The 15253-nt window shown below is 70.5% G+C and carries 13 protein-coding genes and 1 pseudogene; 3 read left to right on the forward strand and 11 right to left on the reverse strand.

The annotated features are described in order from the left end of the window. Positions 1 to 6 precede the first annotated feature (6 nt). The 6 genes and pseudogenes from ACZ6S0_RS48075 to ACZ6S0_RS48100 form a co-directional block, all read right to left on the reverse strand. The gene (locus ACZ6S0_RS48075) at positions 7 to 1746 is read right to left on the reverse strand and encodes a right-handed parallel beta-helix repeat-containing protein (RefSeq protein WP_465926954.1); all 1740 of its coding nucleotides are present in this window, start codon (positions 1744 to 1746) and stop codon (positions 7 to 9) included. Beyond that, positions 1743 to 3410 (reverse strand): type 2 periplasmic-binding domain-containing protein, encoded by a 1668-nt coding sequence (locus tag ACZ6S0_RS48080; protein WP_465926957.1) that lies wholly within the window; start codon positions 3408 to 3410, stop codon positions 1743 to 1745. The genes ACZ6S0_RS48075 and ACZ6S0_RS48080 overlap by 4 nt, the downstream gene beginning before the upstream one ends. Before the next feature lie 25 nt (positions 3411 to 3435). Beyond that, a complete protein-coding gene (locus tag ACZ6S0_RS48085; protein WP_465926959.1) occupies positions 3436 to 4368 on the reverse strand; it encodes a carbohydrate ABC transporter permease in 933 nt (310 codons plus the stop codon). Beyond that, positions 4365 to 5216 carry an ABC transporter permease gene (locus ACZ6S0_RS48090; protein ID WP_465926961.1) on the reverse strand — a complete coding sequence of 284 codons (852 nt, stop codon included), beginning with the start codon at positions 5214 to 5216 and terminating at the stop codon, positions 4365 to 4367. The genes ACZ6S0_RS48085 and ACZ6S0_RS48090 overlap by 4 nt, the downstream gene beginning before the upstream one ends. 256 nt (positions 5217 to 5472) lie before the next feature. Further along, positions 5473 to 7953, reverse strand: coding sequence for a glycoside hydrolase family 95 protein (locus ACZ6S0_RS48095; RefSeq protein WP_465927079.1), 2481 nt, complete (start codon positions 7951 to 7953; stop codon positions 5473 to 5475). A 399-nt stretch (positions 7954 to 8352) separates the two neighbouring features. Next, a pseudogene (locus ACZ6S0_RS48100) lies at positions 8353 to 8793 on the reverse strand (MFS transporter); the annotation flags it as partial. Positions 8794 to 9116: 323 nt separating this feature from the next. Here ACZ6S0_RS48100 and ACZ6S0_RS48105 point away from each other — a divergent pair. Continuing rightward, positions 9117 to 9284, forward strand: a complete 168-nt coding sequence (locus ACZ6S0_RS48105; protein ID WP_465926963.1) for a universal stress protein — start codon at positions 9117 to 9119, stop codon at positions 9282 to 9284. 132 nt (positions 9285 to 9416) lie between these two features. Here ACZ6S0_RS48105 and ACZ6S0_RS48110 read toward each other — a convergent pair whose 3' ends face one another. Continuing rightward, a complete protein-coding gene (locus ACZ6S0_RS48110) occupies positions 9417 to 9917 on the reverse strand; it encodes a hypothetical protein (RefSeq protein WP_465926965.1) in 501 nt (166 codons plus the stop codon). Positions 9918 to 10485: 568 nt separating this feature from the next. Continuing rightward, positions 10486 to 10809 carry a cupin domain-containing protein gene (locus ACZ6S0_RS48115; protein WP_465926968.1) on the reverse strand — a complete coding sequence of 108 codons (324 nt, stop codon included), beginning with the start codon at positions 10807 to 10809 and terminating at the stop codon, positions 10486 to 10488. Between the two features lie 226 nt (positions 10810 to 11035). On the opposite strand from ACZ6S0_RS48115, the gene ACZ6S0_RS48120 reads away from it, so the two are divergent. Beyond that, positions 11036 to 11587 (forward strand): RNA polymerase sigma factor, encoded by a 552-nt coding sequence (locus ACZ6S0_RS48120; protein ID WP_465926970.1) that lies wholly within the window; start codon positions 11036 to 11038, stop codon positions 11585 to 11587. Beyond that, the gene (locus tag ACZ6S0_RS48125) at positions 11580 to 12728 is read left to right on the forward strand and encodes a CU044_5270 family protein (protein WP_465926972.1); all 1149 of its coding nucleotides are present in this window, start codon (positions 11580 to 11582) and stop codon (positions 12726 to 12728) included. The genes ACZ6S0_RS48120 and ACZ6S0_RS48125 overlap by 8 nt, the downstream gene beginning before the upstream one ends. A gap of 92 nt (positions 12729 to 12820) precedes the next feature. On the opposite strand, the gene ACZ6S0_RS48130 is transcribed toward ACZ6S0_RS48125, so the two are convergent. From ACZ6S0_RS48130 to ACZ6S0_RS48140, 3 genes are all read right to left on the reverse strand, one after another. After that, a complete protein-coding gene (locus ACZ6S0_RS48130) occupies positions 12821 to 13486 on the reverse strand; it encodes a response regulator transcription factor (protein ID WP_465926974.1) in 666 nt (221 codons plus the stop codon). Then, the gene (locus ACZ6S0_RS48135) at positions 13483 to 14646 is read right to left on the reverse strand and encodes a sensor histidine kinase (protein WP_465926976.1); all 1164 of its coding nucleotides are present in this window, start codon (positions 14644 to 14646) and stop codon (positions 13483 to 13485) included. The genes ACZ6S0_RS48130 and ACZ6S0_RS48135 overlap by 4 nt, the downstream gene beginning before the upstream one ends. A gap of 137 nt (positions 14647 to 14783) precedes the next feature. Further along, positions 14784 to 15218 (reverse strand): hypothetical protein, encoded by a 435-nt coding sequence (locus ACZ6S0_RS48140; protein WP_465926978.1) that lies wholly within the window; start codon positions 15216 to 15218, stop codon positions 14784 to 14786. Positions 15219 to 15253 lie beyond the last annotated feature (35 nt).

Raw genomic sequence — 15253 nt, forward strand, 5'->3', positions numbered from 1 at the left:
CGGGTGTCACGTCGGCGGTCCCTCCTGGTCGGGCTCGACGGCCACGTCGGAGCAGGAGCGCAGGACGAGGTCGGGCGTCTCCTCGCCGAGCCGGACGACGGTGTTGTCCCGGAACCGGATGCCGTGCGTGCTCCTGGCGTCGAGCGCGGGCACGCCGTCGAGCACGAACCTGTTGTGCGTCACGACCACGCCCCGGTGGACCGGATGCCCGGGTTCGCAGCGGCGGTTCCTCGGGTCGAGGAAGACGGCCGGGCCGCCTGGTTCGACGAACTCGTTGCCGCGGATCGTCAGGTCGCGTACCGGGCCGGACTCCCACCACTCGTCGGCGTCGCACGAGACGTAGATCCCGGCCATCGCGGTGCGCTCGAAGAGGTTCTCCTCGATCAGCACCGGGCGCCGAGTGGTCACGAGGACCCCACGGGTGGGCACATTGCGGAAGACGTTGCGCTGGATCCGCACGGCCGGCGTCCGGGTGATGTTCTCCACCGCGGCCTGTCCGGACAGGCCGTCCGGGAGTTCGTCCTCGACGGTCACGGCGATCGTGCGCAGCGGCAGGTCGTGGTCGCGGCCGCTCGGCTGGCGCGCGCTCGTCACCGTGGTCTGGGCGACCGCCTGGAGTGTGGAGCGATCGACCACCTCGATCTGGTCGCCAGGCGCGAACTGGGGGAAGCCCGCCGTCTCCGGGTGCGCGTACTCCAGTTCGAGCGTTCGGGCGTCAGGCTGAGCGGCGACCCGCAGGTAGGTGCCGTGCACGTTGATCGGGTCGTCATGCGGCCCGTCGAAGAGGCAGTCGCGGACGACCGCCTCCCCCCAGCAGCCGGAGAACTGTACGAAGTCGGCGAACCCGGCGCTGTGCCGCCCGCTGCCCGGCGGGACCTGGAACTCGCAGCCCTCGACGGTGACGTCCCGGCTGTTCTGGGCGACGACGCCGAATCCGTGCAGGAAGCGGAAGCGCAGCCGCGACAGGGTCACCTCGGAGCTGTCGAGCACCAGCCCGCCGGGGTGGTCGCGGGTCGTCAGCCGCATCGAGTAGACGAGGCCCAGGTCGGCCGGTTCCTCGGCGTGCTCGTAGTCGATCCGCAGGTCACGCTCTGCCACCTGCCGGATCGACCGGGCGCGCTCGAACAGGGGGTTCGGGCCACGGCGGGTCCGCCGGGCGGCGGGGTCGTGGATCTGGGTGTACTCGAGCGCGTCGTGCCCGGACCACGCCACCTCGCCCGAGCCGAGCACCTCACCGTGCCAGCGGATCGACGTGCCCTCGACGGAGAAGAGGGTGGCCGCCGGAACCCGGATCAACCGGTAAGCCCGGCCCGCCTCGACGCCCGCGCCCACCACGGTGGCGTCGACGACCGTCGGCACCGCGAAGTCGAACTCGAGCCCCTCGACGCGTACCCGCCGGGAGTCGATGACGGCGAGGGTCGTCTGGAGCCCGTGCAGGACGAGGCGGGCGCCTTCCCCCGTGATGACGAGGTCGCGCGCCGCCTCCACGAGCAGCGCGATCGACTTGAGGCGGTGCCGCGGGTCGTCTCCCGTGGTGTTGGAGACGTACAGCTCACGACGGTGCGCGCCGTCGGGCCAGAGGTGGTAGTCGCCCGGCGGGAAGCGGAGCACCACCGGACCGGCCTCGGCGACGGCGGCGTGCAGCGCCGCCCGGATCGCGGGCGCGGCGTCGGTGTGGCCCGAGCCGGGGAGCGCGCCGAAGCCGGTGACGTCGAGCACCGTCGGCAGGTGCGAGCGAGGTGTCACTGGCCGGCCTTGTACTTGTCGTAGCCCTGCTGGTTCAGCTCCAGGTAGCGCTTCATGCCGACCCCGTCGAGACCCTGGACGAAGGCGTCCCACTCCGTGTCGATGTTCTTCGACCCCGTGATGAAGGCCAGTTGGGCCTGCGTGACGTAGCTGTCGAGGTTGGTCTTCAGCGTCGCCAGCTCGGCGGCGTTGGCCGGGTCCGGCCAGATCGAGGTGGTCGGGAAGACCTGCGCCTTGTCCTCATGGCCCTCGTACAGCTTCGTCGCCTCGAAGAGCCGCCGCTCGTACCCGGCCTCGGAGTAGATGTCCGACGGGACGACCTGCGCGTTGCGGAAGGCGAGGGTCTTGTAGTACTGCGCCAGCGCGCCCCACGAGGAGTTCTTCGGCTTGACCGCGTCCGAGATCGTCTTGTACTTCGGCGTGCTCTTGTCGTCGAGCGCGATGTCGCCGGGGGCGGGCTTCTCCCAGCCGACCCCCTCGGGCCCGGCCCACGTCTCGAGCTGTCCGGCTTCGCTGTAGACGTAGTCCAGCATCTTGATCGCGGCGACCTGCGCCTCCTTGCCGGCCTTGTTGGTCAGCATGAACGTGTAGCCGTTCGAGCTGGGGTACTGCAGTCCGGTGTAGCTCTTGCCGCTGGGACCGGTCAGCGGCGGCACGGCGTCGTACTGCTTGTCCCGGCCGTCCTTGGCGTCCAGGTGGACGAAGACGCCGGGGTGCAGCACGGGCGACGAGCCGATCGTGACGGCCTTGGGGTTGTCCCCGATGGCCTGCAGCGCCTCCGCGTTCTGGGTGAAGGTGGCCGGGTCGATCAGGCCGTCCTTGTACAGCGAGTTGATGTACTTGAGACCCTCGCGCCAGGCGGGCTTGTCGACCGGCGTGTCCACCTTGTCGCCGTTCATCACCAGCAGCCCCCGGACGCCGTTGTTCGCGCCGACCGGGTCATAGGCGAACGCTCCCATCATGTACGCGATCAGCGCGCTGTTCGTGGCGTCGGCGATCAGCGGAATCTCGTCGGCCTGGCCGTTGCCGTTCGGGTCCTGCGTCTTGAACGCCTTCAGGACGGTACGCAGGTCCTCGGTGGTCTTCGGCGGCTGGAGGTTCAGCTTCTTCAGCCAGGCGCTGTTGATCCAGAGCTTGTCCGGATACGTGCAGTGGTAGCAGTCCTCCCATTGCGGCAACGCGTAGATGTGCCCGTCGGGGGTGACCGACATCTCCTTCAGCGTCGGGTTGGTGTCCAGCGCCTTCTGGATGTTCGGCGCATGCTCCTTGATCAGGTTCTCCAGCGGCACCGCGACGCCCTGCTGGCCCAGCTTCAGCACCTCGGCCTGGGTGAACGAGTCGACCCACGAGATCAGGAAGAACAGGTCGGGGTAGTCGCCGCTGGCCAGCGCGACCTGGCGCTTCTCCCTGGCGGGCCCGGCGTCGTAGGTGGTGGTCTGCCAGCGGAACTGGATCTTGAACTTGTCGCTCATCAGCTTGGAGACGGTGTTCGTGTCCAGGTTGGTGTCCGGGTCGGCCGGCGAGAACGTGTCGATGATGATCTTGCCGTTGGCGCCGATCTCGGACTCGGCGCCGTTCTTCCCGCCGCCGCTGCACCCCGCCGCGACCAGTGCCGTGGCCACCGTCAGCGCGGCGAGCTTCTTCTCCGTGGAGCGCTTCTTCATCGGTTCCTTCAATCGTGAGTTGCCATCAGCCCTTGACGGCGCCGACCATCACGCCCTTGGTGAAGTGACGGGCGACGAACGGGTACATGATCAGAACAGGCAGGCTCGAGACGACGATGAGGGCGTACTTCAGGACGTTGGCGAGCTGTTGCTGTTCGAGCTGCTGCGCCAGGTCCGTGGCGCCGCCGTTGCCGGAGCCCAGGATGAGCATGTTCCTGAGCACGATCTGCAGCGGGTAGAGATCGGCGTCCTTGAGATAGATCAACGCGTCGAAATAGGTGTTCCACTGGGCGATCGTGTACATCAGCGCGAGCACGGCCAGCAGCGGCTTCGACAGCGGCAGCACCACCGACCAGAGGTAGCGCAACTCGCCGGCGCCATCCAGGTTCGCCGCCTCGTGGAGCTCCTCCGGGATGGAGTTCGCGAAGAACGTACGTGCGATGATCACCTGCCAGACGCCGATCGCGTTCGGGATCAGCAGCGACCAGCGGGTGTTGAGCAGACCGAGGTCCTGGACCACCATGTACGTCGGGATCAGGCCGCCCGAGAACAGCATGGTGAAGATCAGGCCGGTCATCAGCACGTTGCGCCCGAAGAACCGCCTGCGCGACAGCGGGTAGGCGATGGCCACGGTCAGCGTGAGGCTGATCAGGGTGCCGGCGACGGCGTAGATCAGCGAGTTGTAGTACCCCCGCAGGACCTGGGGGTTGCTCAGCGCCTCCTCGTACGCGCGCAGCGAGAACTCGACCGGCCAGAAGCTCACCCGGCCGGCGGAGACGGCACCCGCGCTGCTGAACGAGCTGGCCACAATGTAGATCAGCGGCAGCAGCACCAGAGCCAGCAGCACCGCGAGCATGATCATGACCAGGACCAGGAACACGCGGTCGCGGAAAGGCTCGCGGATCTTCTCCTTGACCGCCGGCTCGCGCCGCCTCCTGGACACGATCGACGTGCTCATCCCCACAGTCCCTTCCCGGTGATCCGCTTGGCGACGAAGTTGACGAACAGCAGCAGGCAGAGATTGACCACCGAGTTGAACAGGCCGACGGCGGTCGCCATGCTGAAGTCGGCGTTGAGCAGGCCGGTCTTGTAGACGTAGGTCGAGATGATCTCCGACTGCTCGAGGTTGAGGCTGTTCTGCAGCAGATAGGCCTTCTCGAACCCGATCGCCATCAGGTTCCCCACCCCGAGCACCAGGATGATCACCGCGGTGGGCATGATCCCCGGCAGGTCCACGTTCCAGATCCGCTGCCATCGGCTGGCCCCGTCGATCCTGGCCGCCTCGTGCAGCGCCGGGTCGATGCCGGCGAGCGCGGCCATGTAGATGACCGCCGAATAACCCGTCGTCTGCCAGACGTCGGACCAGACGTAGATGTGCCGGAAATAGTCGGGATCGCCGAGGAAGTCGACCGCCGGGATCCCGAACAGCCCGAGTGCGTCGTTCACGATGCCGATCCGGGGCGACAGGATGAGGATCGTCATCGAGACCACCACGACGGTGGAGATGAAGTAGGGCGCGTAGGTGACCAACTGCACCGTGCGCTTGAACCAGCCGTTGCGGATCTCGTTCAGCGCGACGGCGAGGATGATCGGGATCGGGAAACTCGCCAGCACCAGGTAGAACGCCAGGATGAAGGTGTTCTTCAGCAGCGTGCCGAAGACGGGGTTGCCGAAGAACTGCGCGAAGTGCTTGAACCCGGCCCACTCGCTGCCCCACGGCCCGTCGATGACGTTGTAGTTCTTGAACGCGATGACGGCGTTGCCGATCGGGACGTACTTGAAGATGACGAAGTAAGCCACCGGCACGATCACCAGAAGGTAGAGCTGCCAGTACCGCCGCCAGGACCGTCTCGCCTCGGCCCAGCGACCGCTCCAGAACCCCGTGGGCGCGTCCGTTCGCCCACCGGATGGGAGCGGTGACCTCGGGCGCCGCGTGGTGGTCGCCATCAGGCCACCCGCGGGCCGTCGGCAGCGCGGGCAGGAGGCCGGCACGGGGCCGGCGGGCACGAAACGTCGAGATTCCGGTCGGCGCCGGGTGCTTCCGGTGGGAAATGCGGAGACCTCACGGTCGAACCTCCCGGTTTGAGGGGGTGGGTGGTGCCTGTTCGCGGTCGGTCAGATTCCGTCCCAGCCGGACCTCCTCGCCCGCGCCGAGGGCCAGTTCGGCGGTCGTCGCGCCGTAGCGGATCCGCGCCACCCGGCTCCCGGCCCGATGGCTGCCGCGCACCGTCACCGACGTGAGCCGCCCGCGCTCCCAGGCGAGGTCGACGGTCCATCCGCCGCGGCAGCGCACGCCTCGGACGGACCCGTCGGGCCACTCCTCGGGGACGGCCGGAAGCAGGCGGATGACGCCGGCGTGGCTCTGCACCACCATCTCGAGGATCGCCGCCATGAGTCCGTAGTTGCCGTCGATCTGGAACGGGGGATGGGTGCTGAAGAGGTTGGGCAGCAGTCCGCCCGGTCCGTCGAACGGCCCGGGACCGGCGGTGTGCGGGAGACCGGCCTCCCGCAGGAGGTCGCGGGCCGTCCGCGCGTCGCCCAGCCGCGCCCGCAGCGCGACCTTCCAGGCCAGTGACCACCCCGTGGCGCCGGGTCCCCGCGAGTCGAGAGACCGCGCGGCGGCCGCGGCGAGCCCGGGTGTCCGCTCCGGGTCGATCTGGTCGAGGGGATAGACACCCACCAGGTGGGACAGGTGACGGTGGCGGGGGTCCTGTTCCTGGTGGTCCTCGGCCCACTCCCGCAACCGGCCGTCCGCGGTGAGCTCCGGCGGGCGCAACCGCGGCAGCGCGGCCCGGATCTCCCGGCAGATCGGGTCGTCCTGCCTTCCCAGGTGTTCGGCCGCGTCGAGACAGTTGGTGAACAGAGCGCGGATCAGCGCCACGTCCATGGCGGTCGAGTACGACAGGGATTCCGGACGCCCGTCGCGGGAGAGGAACAGGTTCTCCGGCGACGTCGACGGGATCGTGTCCAGCGGGCCGGTGCCGAGGTCGACCAGCCAGTCCAGGCAGAACTCCGCGCAACCGCGCATCAGCGGCCAGCCCCGGTCCCGCAGGAAGCCGAGGTCCTGGGTGAACGCGAAGTGCTCCCAGACGTGCTGGGTGAGCCAGACACCGCCCATCATCCAGTTGGCCCACGACGGGTCGCCGTGCCCCATGCCCACCGGCAGCGCCCAGCCCCACAGGTCGGTGTTGTGGTGCCCCACCCACCCCCGGGTGCCGTAGAGCCGCCCGCTCACCTGGCCGCCGTGCTCCGCGAGCCGCTCGACCAGGTCGAACAGGGGCTCGTGACACTCGCTCAGCCCCGCGCTCTCGGCGCCCCAGTAGTTCATCTCGGTGTTGATGTTGATCGTGTAGTTCGACGACCACGGGGGACGCAGGTCGTCGTTCCACAGACCCTGAAGGTTGGCCGGCGGGCCGCCCGGGCGGGACGCCGAGGCGAGCAGATAGCGGCCGAGCTGGAAGAGCACCGTCGCCGCCAGGCCCTCGTCGGTACCGGCCAGCACGTCGCGCGCGACATCCACCTGGCCCGCCCGGCGGGTGCCGATGGCCAGGTGGGTGGTGCCGAGGAGCGCACGAAGGTCCCGCTCGTGCGCCTTCAGCAGTTCGCCGGCGCCGGCGGTCACGGCCGAGGCGGCACGGTGTGCCGCGGCGTCCAGGCGGCGCTGCCTGGTCTCCGCCGGCCGCCCGGCCCAGGCCGCGCCCGCGTTCGTGGAACTCGCCACGGTCACCAGGGCGTACGTCGCACCGCGGACGGACCAGGTGCCGCCCGAGACGGTGACCGCACCGTCGGTGTCGATCCGGACCGCGATCGCCGCGAACGGGTCGTAACCGCCCGCGCCCGGCTCCGCGTAGCGCAGCGGCTCGGCGACGTCCTTCTCGTGCCGCGGCGCGCCGTCGACGGGAACCTCGACACCCAGCACGAGCCCCGAACGATCCGTCGTCCGGTGCGCGACCCTCAGGGGCGAGGACATCTCCACGCCCAGGTCCACCGTCCCGCCGTCGACGATGACCGACACACAGAGCGCCTGCGCGGGTCGGCTGGCCCAGGTGCGCCGGTCGACGCGGCGGCCGTCGAACTCGATGGACTCGCTCACGACACCCGTGTCGAGGTTCAGCGTCCGGCCCCGGTACGTCGCCTCCGGCCCGGCGGGCAACGACATCCACAGGTCCGCGAACGGCAGGTATTCCTGGCTGTAGCGGCCCTGGAACGACTTCGCCAGCGCCTCGGCCCGCTGCCGGTCCCGCGTGCGGATGGCCTGCCGCAGTTCGGCGAGCCGGTCGGGTCCGGCCCCCGCGGCGAGAACCTCGGCCAGACCGGCCGCCGGGCCGTCCGGCGTGCCCGACCAGACCGTCGAGTCGTTGATCTGGAACCTGCTGCGGTGGACTCCCCCGAACACCATCGCGCCCAGCCGGCCGTTGCCGACCGGCACCGCCTCGGACCAGTTCTCGGCCGGTTGCGGCCAGGACAGGACCAGGTCGTCGGCCGCGTGGCGGACTCGCGGGTGCCCAGTCGAGTGCTCCGCCGGGTGCTCGGTCGGAAGCATCGTCACACTGCTCCTTTCGCAGAGCGCGGGCGAGGTGTCCTCAGGTCACTCCGGCGACGGGAAGAAGTCCTACGTATTTCCGCAGCAGTCGGCTCCGGGCGGATCGGCCTGCCAGCGCTGACACCATCGGTTTTCCTCCTCGGGACGCGACCACCAGGCGTAACCGGTTTGGTGCCCGTAACCGTAGAGCTCAACATATTCCGTCGTCAATAAACAGATCGCTACAAATTCAACCGATCTGCACCATGCTGCCAGCGGGAATGACGCGGCACGTGGCACTTTGGCCGGTTGCCGGGCTACGGCGATGCCGTTCCGCCCGAGATCCGCGCACCCCTCCGATGATTCGGCGTGTGAGGTGCCTGCCGCGACGCCGGTCGACGGATGCGCAGCCCGTTCTGGCTAGTCGTCGGCGCGGTCCCCGGCGGTGAGCACGTTGGTCCGGATCGTGAAGTACGTGATCAGCGCCGACACCACCCTCATCCCGGCGCTGATCAGCATGGCCGTCCCGAAACCCGCGTCGAACACCGCCGGATCCCGGAGCGCGTCGCCGACCAGCCCCACCAGGGGCGGCACCGCGGCCACGGCCAGCAGGCCCCCGGAACGGGCCACCGCGTTGTTGACGCCGCTCGCGGTGCCCGCGTGGCGCTCGTCGGCCGTGACCAGCACGGTCGACGCCAACGGTGCGACCGCCGCCGACAGTCCCAGCCCGAACACCGACACCGCGGGCGGCACCCGCAGCAGGTACGACGCGCCGAACCCGATCGTGCTCATCCACAGAAACCCCGCCCCGGCCACCAGAATCCCGAGCGTCATCAGCCACCGCGGCCCGTATCGCTTGGCGACCTCACCGGCCCTGGCCGATGCCCGTCGGCCTGGAGGGCTTTGGGAGCCTCTGTCATGGCTCCATCTCTCTCTTTCACTGGTAGGGGAGAGTCAGGCCAAAAGGATGCGGTGGCCGGGGTGAAATCCGCTCGGCCACCGCATCCGGCGCATGACGCGTTCGGTCCCGGCGTTCACCTCGACGCCTTCGCCCACGCGGCCGTGGAGTGGGCGGCGGGGGAAGCGGTGCGCCGCCGAGCAGGTCCTGGCCGGCGCGGTGGAACGTGCGCGGGCGGTCGCCCCTGGTGTCGGCTTGAGCACCGGCATTGCCGGAAGAGGCACCGGTGCCCGCCCTGCTCCGGCGTTCCCGGCACGCGGAGCTTCTCGTCGTGGGCAGCCGCGGGCTCGGCAGGATCGGCGGCCTGCTGCTGGAGTCGGTCGGCGCCGAACTCGCCACCGAGGCCACCTGCCCGATGGTCGTCGTACGTGGCAGGCTCCCACCACCACCATGAGCTGGGCGCTCTGCTGGGCGGCTCGGTCAGCCAGACGGCACTCCACCAGGCCGACTGCCCCGTGGCGATCCTCAGCCTCCGCTCCTGAGGTCGGGTGGTTCGGCGTCAGCGGGGTATCGGTGCCGCTGACGATCAGGAGGCTGAGGCGTCCTTGGCCGTGGCGGACAGCCAGACGGTCAGCGCGGTGAGGGTCGTGACGGCGATGATGATCAGTGCAGGAAAGTACCAATCGGGGAAAAGCAGCCCGAGATCGACATCGCCAGAGGGATAGAGCACGGTCGCGTAGGTGCCCAGTGCGGCAAGGGCGAGAGTCAACAGGTGGACCCCGCCGGCGGCAGCGCGCAGCACGAGGCCGCTGACGGTGGAGCGACGATTCAGCCAACCACCCAGCACGGCGAGCAAGGCCGCCTCGGCGGCGAAGATGAGGGTGATGGCGAGCGTCATCGCCCGCGCCGATGCGATCTCCCCGTCCAGTCGTGACGGCCACAGGGGGTTCGGCTCTTCGTATCGGGGGTCAAGCCCCGACGGGTGGGCCGCCGATTGGATCGCGACGAAGGTCACCGCGGCGTACAGCAACGGTGCTGCCAGGGCGCACTGCAGAGCGGGAGAGCGTTTCAGGTACTGAAGGTCCATGATCGTTTAGATGGTCGGCTCAGGCAGAGGGTTCAGCCCTGAGCAGGCGCTCAAGAATGTCCGGGAGCGGGCGGGTGTCATGGGACAGCGCCATCCCAGGCCAGGAGCGTGCACGAGTCATGGCACTCCACACGGCCGCCACGCGGCGCGCATGGGATCCGGCCAGGCGGCGGTGCTCGTCGCGTGGTGGGAGGCGGCGCACCGCCGCGCTCAAGCGTCTGGAAGGTGAGGGCTCATGGGACGAGGTTGATGGTGGCGGGATCCCTTGGCGGGTCATCTTGGCATACGGGCACAGCGCGGTCGCCTGGGAGAGCAGCGGGGCGGCCGCAGTCCGCCGACGGGGTCGTCCGCACGAGGTTCTCCGTTCCTTCGGTCTCGGTCGGCAGTTGAGACCGGGCAGCAGGTCTTTATGTGACGTCCCGGGCCGAGCGCGAGGCGAGCGTCGTGGAGGCCGTACCGTCTGGCGTGGGAGGGCCGGCGCGTCGGGGGCGGAGAACCGTGCGGGGGCACGCCGGTCGCGGAACGCCGGTCGCGGACGGCTCCCGCCGCCGTCAGCGCCCCCGTGTGGTCAGCGGCCGGGGATGCTGATGCCGAGCATGCGGGCGCCGGTCTCGGTGCGGGGGCGGTGCGTGCTCCCGGGCGCGAACACCACATAACTGCCCGGCCCGAGCCGCCGCCCCCGGTCGATGAACTCGCCCGAGATCACGTAGTAGCGCTCCTCGCCCTCGTGCACGTCCACCTCTGGCCACTCGGTCCCCGGGGCGAAGTCGTACATCCAGCCACGCGCCAGGTCGGTGGCGGGCAGGCGCCGCCGGACGATCCCGGGGACCACTTCCACCGGCTCGACCTCGTCGACGTGCAGGAACTGAACATCATCGGGCTCTCGCGTCATGAACGCCATCGTCGCGGCAGGCGCCCGCTCCTGCCGAGTGTCTGGAATGACACCTGAAGGTACGTTTCTGCCATGCGTGTTCACACGGTGGCGGCCCTGATCCTGCCGCCCCCGCCCGCCGCCCCTCCTCCGGCTGTCCTGCGGGCGGCACCGCGTGAAAGCGCCGCGGGGCTTCGGGCAAGAAGAGGTGTTCAGCGTTCACTCGGACTCAGGGGGCACCGCCTGCATGGCCCTATCACCCGACCTCACCGACCCGCCTGATCTCCGGGCCGGCTGGGAGGACATCTTCCGTACGCACTTCGCGGAGATTCACCGCTACATCGCCAGGCGCTTGTCGGGCGACGTCGCCGACGATCTGGCCGCGGAGGTCTTCCTGGCCGCGTACCGGGGAGGCTACGACGCCTCACGCGGCGGGGTGCGGCCCTGGCTGTACGGGGTCGCCACGAATCTCATCGCCCGGCACCACCGGGCCGAACTGCGCAAGTGGAAGGCGCTCAGCCGGACGGCCGAGCGGCCGGAGCACAGCCACGAGGAGGAGACCCTGGCCCGGGTGGCGGCGGGCGAGTTGACCGGCAGGCTGGCGGGGGCGCTGGCCGGGCTCAACCGCAGGGACCGCGACGTCGTCCTGCTCAGCGCGCTGGGCGGCCTCAGCCACGCCGAGGTCGCCGGTGCACTGAACATCCCGGCCGGCACGGTCGCCTCCCGCCTCAGCCGCGCCCGCGGACAACTTCGCAAGGCACTCGGCGACGTCAACCCGCTGGAGGACAACCATGGATGAGCTGGACCTGCTGGCGAGGGCCCTCCCCGACGCGCCGCCTCCGTCGCCGGAGGTGGTCGACCGGGCTCGCGCCCGGCTGTCGTCGGCCGTGGACCGGCCCGCGCCGCGCCGCGCCCGCCGCCGCGTCTTCTGGGGATGGACGGCCGTGGCGACCGTCGCCGTCATCACCGCCGTCATCGCCCTGGTGGCGAACCTGGCACCGGTTCCCGCACCGGTGATCGTGCCCGCGCGCGAGAACGACGTCCTGTTCCGGCTCGCCGACGACGTCGCCCGGCTCCCGGACGAGACCGGCGCGTACTGGCACAGACCGCTGCTCAACGTCTTCCTGACCCGGGTCGAGGCCGAGGGCGAACGGTTCAACGTCCTGTCCCGATCCCGGGCCGACCTCTGGCAGCCGCGTGATCCGCGCGACCCCGTCCAGGTACGGTTGCGGGATGAGGACGTGATTCCCGCCACACCGGCCGACGAGCGCGTCTGGCGGGAGGCCGGCTCGCCGTCGGTGGCCCAGCGGGTGTGCACGCCGGGCAAGCGTGTCGAGGACTGCCGGCAGGTACGCATCAGCGACGAGCCCTCCCAGTGCGTGTACACGCGTGCCGCCGAACCGGACGGGGTGATCGGCGACCGGCGGCTGGGTGCCCTCACGATCGCCGACCTCGCGGCATTGCCCACCGACGTCGACGGGCTGCGGGAGCGGCTGCATACCGCCTGGCAGGCGGATCCGGACCGCCAGAGCTTCGAGGAGTTCCTGCCCCGCGCGTCGGCGCTGCTGGAGATGCCGGTCAGTCCGGCGGTACGGGCGGCCGCCCTCCGTCTGCTGGCGGGGCTGCCGACGACCAAGGTGGGCGGAACGGTCGACGACCCGCTCGGACGTCCGGGTCTCGCGGTCACCTTCACCAAGAGCGAGGGGTTCACCAGAGAGTTCGGCTCGGACGACGAGGTGGCCGAGCGTTACACCGACATCCTCGACCTCAAGACCGGGACCGTCCTGGTGACGTGGGCGTCGATCGCGGACGAGAGCGCCGAGGGGCTGGCCAAGGGCACGTACATGTCCTACACGGCATGGATGTCCGAGGCGGGCTGGACGGACGACGAGCCGGAGCGGCCACGCGACTGCCGGCTCAGCGACCGCCCCCTCCCGTGATCACGACCGTGCCCGCCACGGGGGCGGCGGATCACGGAAAGCGGGGACGGCGCAGGAGCTGACCACTCCGGCGCGCCACGGATCCGGGCCGGTCAGCCGCCGGGCCGGATCAGGCCGCTCTCGTAGGCGACGATGACGAGCTGGACCCGGTCGCGCACGTTCAGCTTGGCGATGGCCCTGGTGATGTGGGTCTTGGCGGTGAGCGGGCTGATGACGAGGCGCTCGGCGATCTCGTGGTTGGACAGGCCGAGCGCCACCAGCCTGACCGTCTCCAGCTCCCGCGAGGTCAGTACGGCCAGCCGCCGCCCCGCGCCGGGCCCGACGTCCTGCCGGTGGGCGAACTCCTCGATGACGCGCCGGGTCACCCCCGGAGACAGGAGCGCGTCGCCGCCCGCGACGGCGGCGACCGCCCGGCGCAGCTCGGCGGGTTCGACCTCCTTGGTGAGGAAGCCGCTGGCCCCGGCGCGCAGGGCGGCGAAGACGTGCTCGTCGGTGTCGAACGTGGTCAGGATGATGACCCTGCGGCCAGGAACGGCGGGATCGGCGACGATGTGGCGGGTGGCGGTGATGCCGTCCATGCCCGGCATGCGGATGTCCATGAGGATCACGTCGGGGTGGGTGCTCGCGGCCAGGCGTACGGCTTCGCCCCCGTCCCGGGCCTCGCCGACGACCGTGATGTCCCTGGAGCGGGACAGCAGGCTACGGAAACCGGCCCGTACGAGAGCTTGGTCGTCGGCGAGCAGCACCCGGATCGTCATGCGGTCGAGCCTGCCACAGGCAGGTCGGCCCGTACGGCGAAGCCCCCGGGAGCCGGCCCGGCGGTGAGCGCGCCCCCGAGCGCGCTCACCCGCTCGCGCATGCCCGCCAGGCCGTGACCCTCGGTGACCTCGGCCCCGGCGGTGGCGCCGCGGCCGTTGTCGGTGATCTCGACGCTGACCGAGCGCGGCTCGTACCCGATCCGCACCGCGGCCCTGGTCGCCGCCGCGTGCTTGAGCGTGTTGGCCAGAGACTCCTGAACGACGCGGTAGACGGCGATCGCGGGAATGGCGGGCAGGGCGGCGGGATCGCCGTGCTCCTCGAACGTCACCTCCAGCCCGGCGGCCCTGGCGTCGGCGATGAGCGTCCCCAGGGAGGACAGGTCGGGCTGGGGCCCGGTGCCGTCGGAGCCGTCGCGCAGGACGGCGATGAGGGAGCGGAGGTCGGCCATCGCCCGGTTCCTGACCTCCTTGGCCAGGCGGAGCGCGGCGGCGGCCGCGTCCGGGTCCTCCTGGAGGGCGTCGGCGGCGACGTTGAGCTGAACCCCGACGACGGCCAGCGTGTGGGCGATGACGTCGTGCACCTCGTGCGAGACCCGCAGCCGCTCCTCGGCGGCTCGGGCCCGGCCGTCGGCCTCGCGCAGCCGTTCGCGCCAGCGGATCGCGGCGGCGTACGTGATGCCCGCGATGATGAGGATCGCCAGGAGCAGCCCTTCCCCCGCGAGGTGGATCACGTAGCGGGCCGGGTTCTGGTCCAGGGCCACGCGGAAGTCGAACGCGGAGTAGACCAGTTGGGCCAGGCCGATGACGGCCACCCAGCGCACCCGGGGCGTGGTGGCGGCCGTGAAGTAGGCGATCGCGGCCGGCCAGATCCAGCCGGCTGGGCTGAAGTGTCCGGAGAGACGGTAAACGAGGATCCCGCCGATCGACAGCAGCAGTACGGTCATCGGCAGGCGCCGTCTGACCAGCAGGAGCGCTCCGAGGAACAGCCCGAGGGGGATCTGGCCGCTCCAGGGAGAGCGGACGCCGGTGGCGAGGGCGACCGCGACGAAGAAGACGAGGGTGGCCACGGCGAGCGCGACGTCCGTCAGCCGGGCGAGGTGCCGGACGGGGGCGGGTTCGCGACGCGGTGGCGCCTCGCCACGCGGCGGGGGTTCGGTCATGCACAGGAGCTTTCTCGACGAGGTACGAGGTACGAGGTACGAGGGACAGGTACGGGGGGACGGGTCGCATGGGCTTCCGCCGCTTGTGCTCGGGCGGCGGAAGCTCCGGACGCGTTCACCCGCCCGGGTGGGCCCGATCAGACGTGGGTGACCAGGAGGGTCACGCCCGCCTCGCCGCCGCAGTCGACGAGAACGGGACCGACGCCGTTGCCGACCTTGGAGTCGAGGGTCGCCTTCGCCACGAATCCCTTGGGGTCGTCCTTGATGATACGGACGTCCCGCAGCACCGGGTGCTCCCGGTCGAGCCCGGCGACGACGGCCCTGAGCCCCGTGCCGCCCCCGCAGTGACCGGTGATCGTCACCTCCTGGCCGCGTTCGGCGGTGGGGTTGGGGCTGACCCGGACCACCGCCCTGGCGCCCTTCGGCGGCTTCGGCGCGGCCGTCACGGCGGTGGCCCCACCGGCCGCGCCGACCTGGGCGCCGACGTGGGCGCCGGCCGGAGTGCCCGCCGATCCCAGCACGCCGACCGTCAGGCTCAGCCCGGCGATCGCGGTGACCACTCTCTTGCGCATGGCGTATCCCTCTCGTTCTCATCGTGATGATTCGA

It is taken from the genome of Nonomuraea sp. NPDC051298, assembly GCF_055586305.1.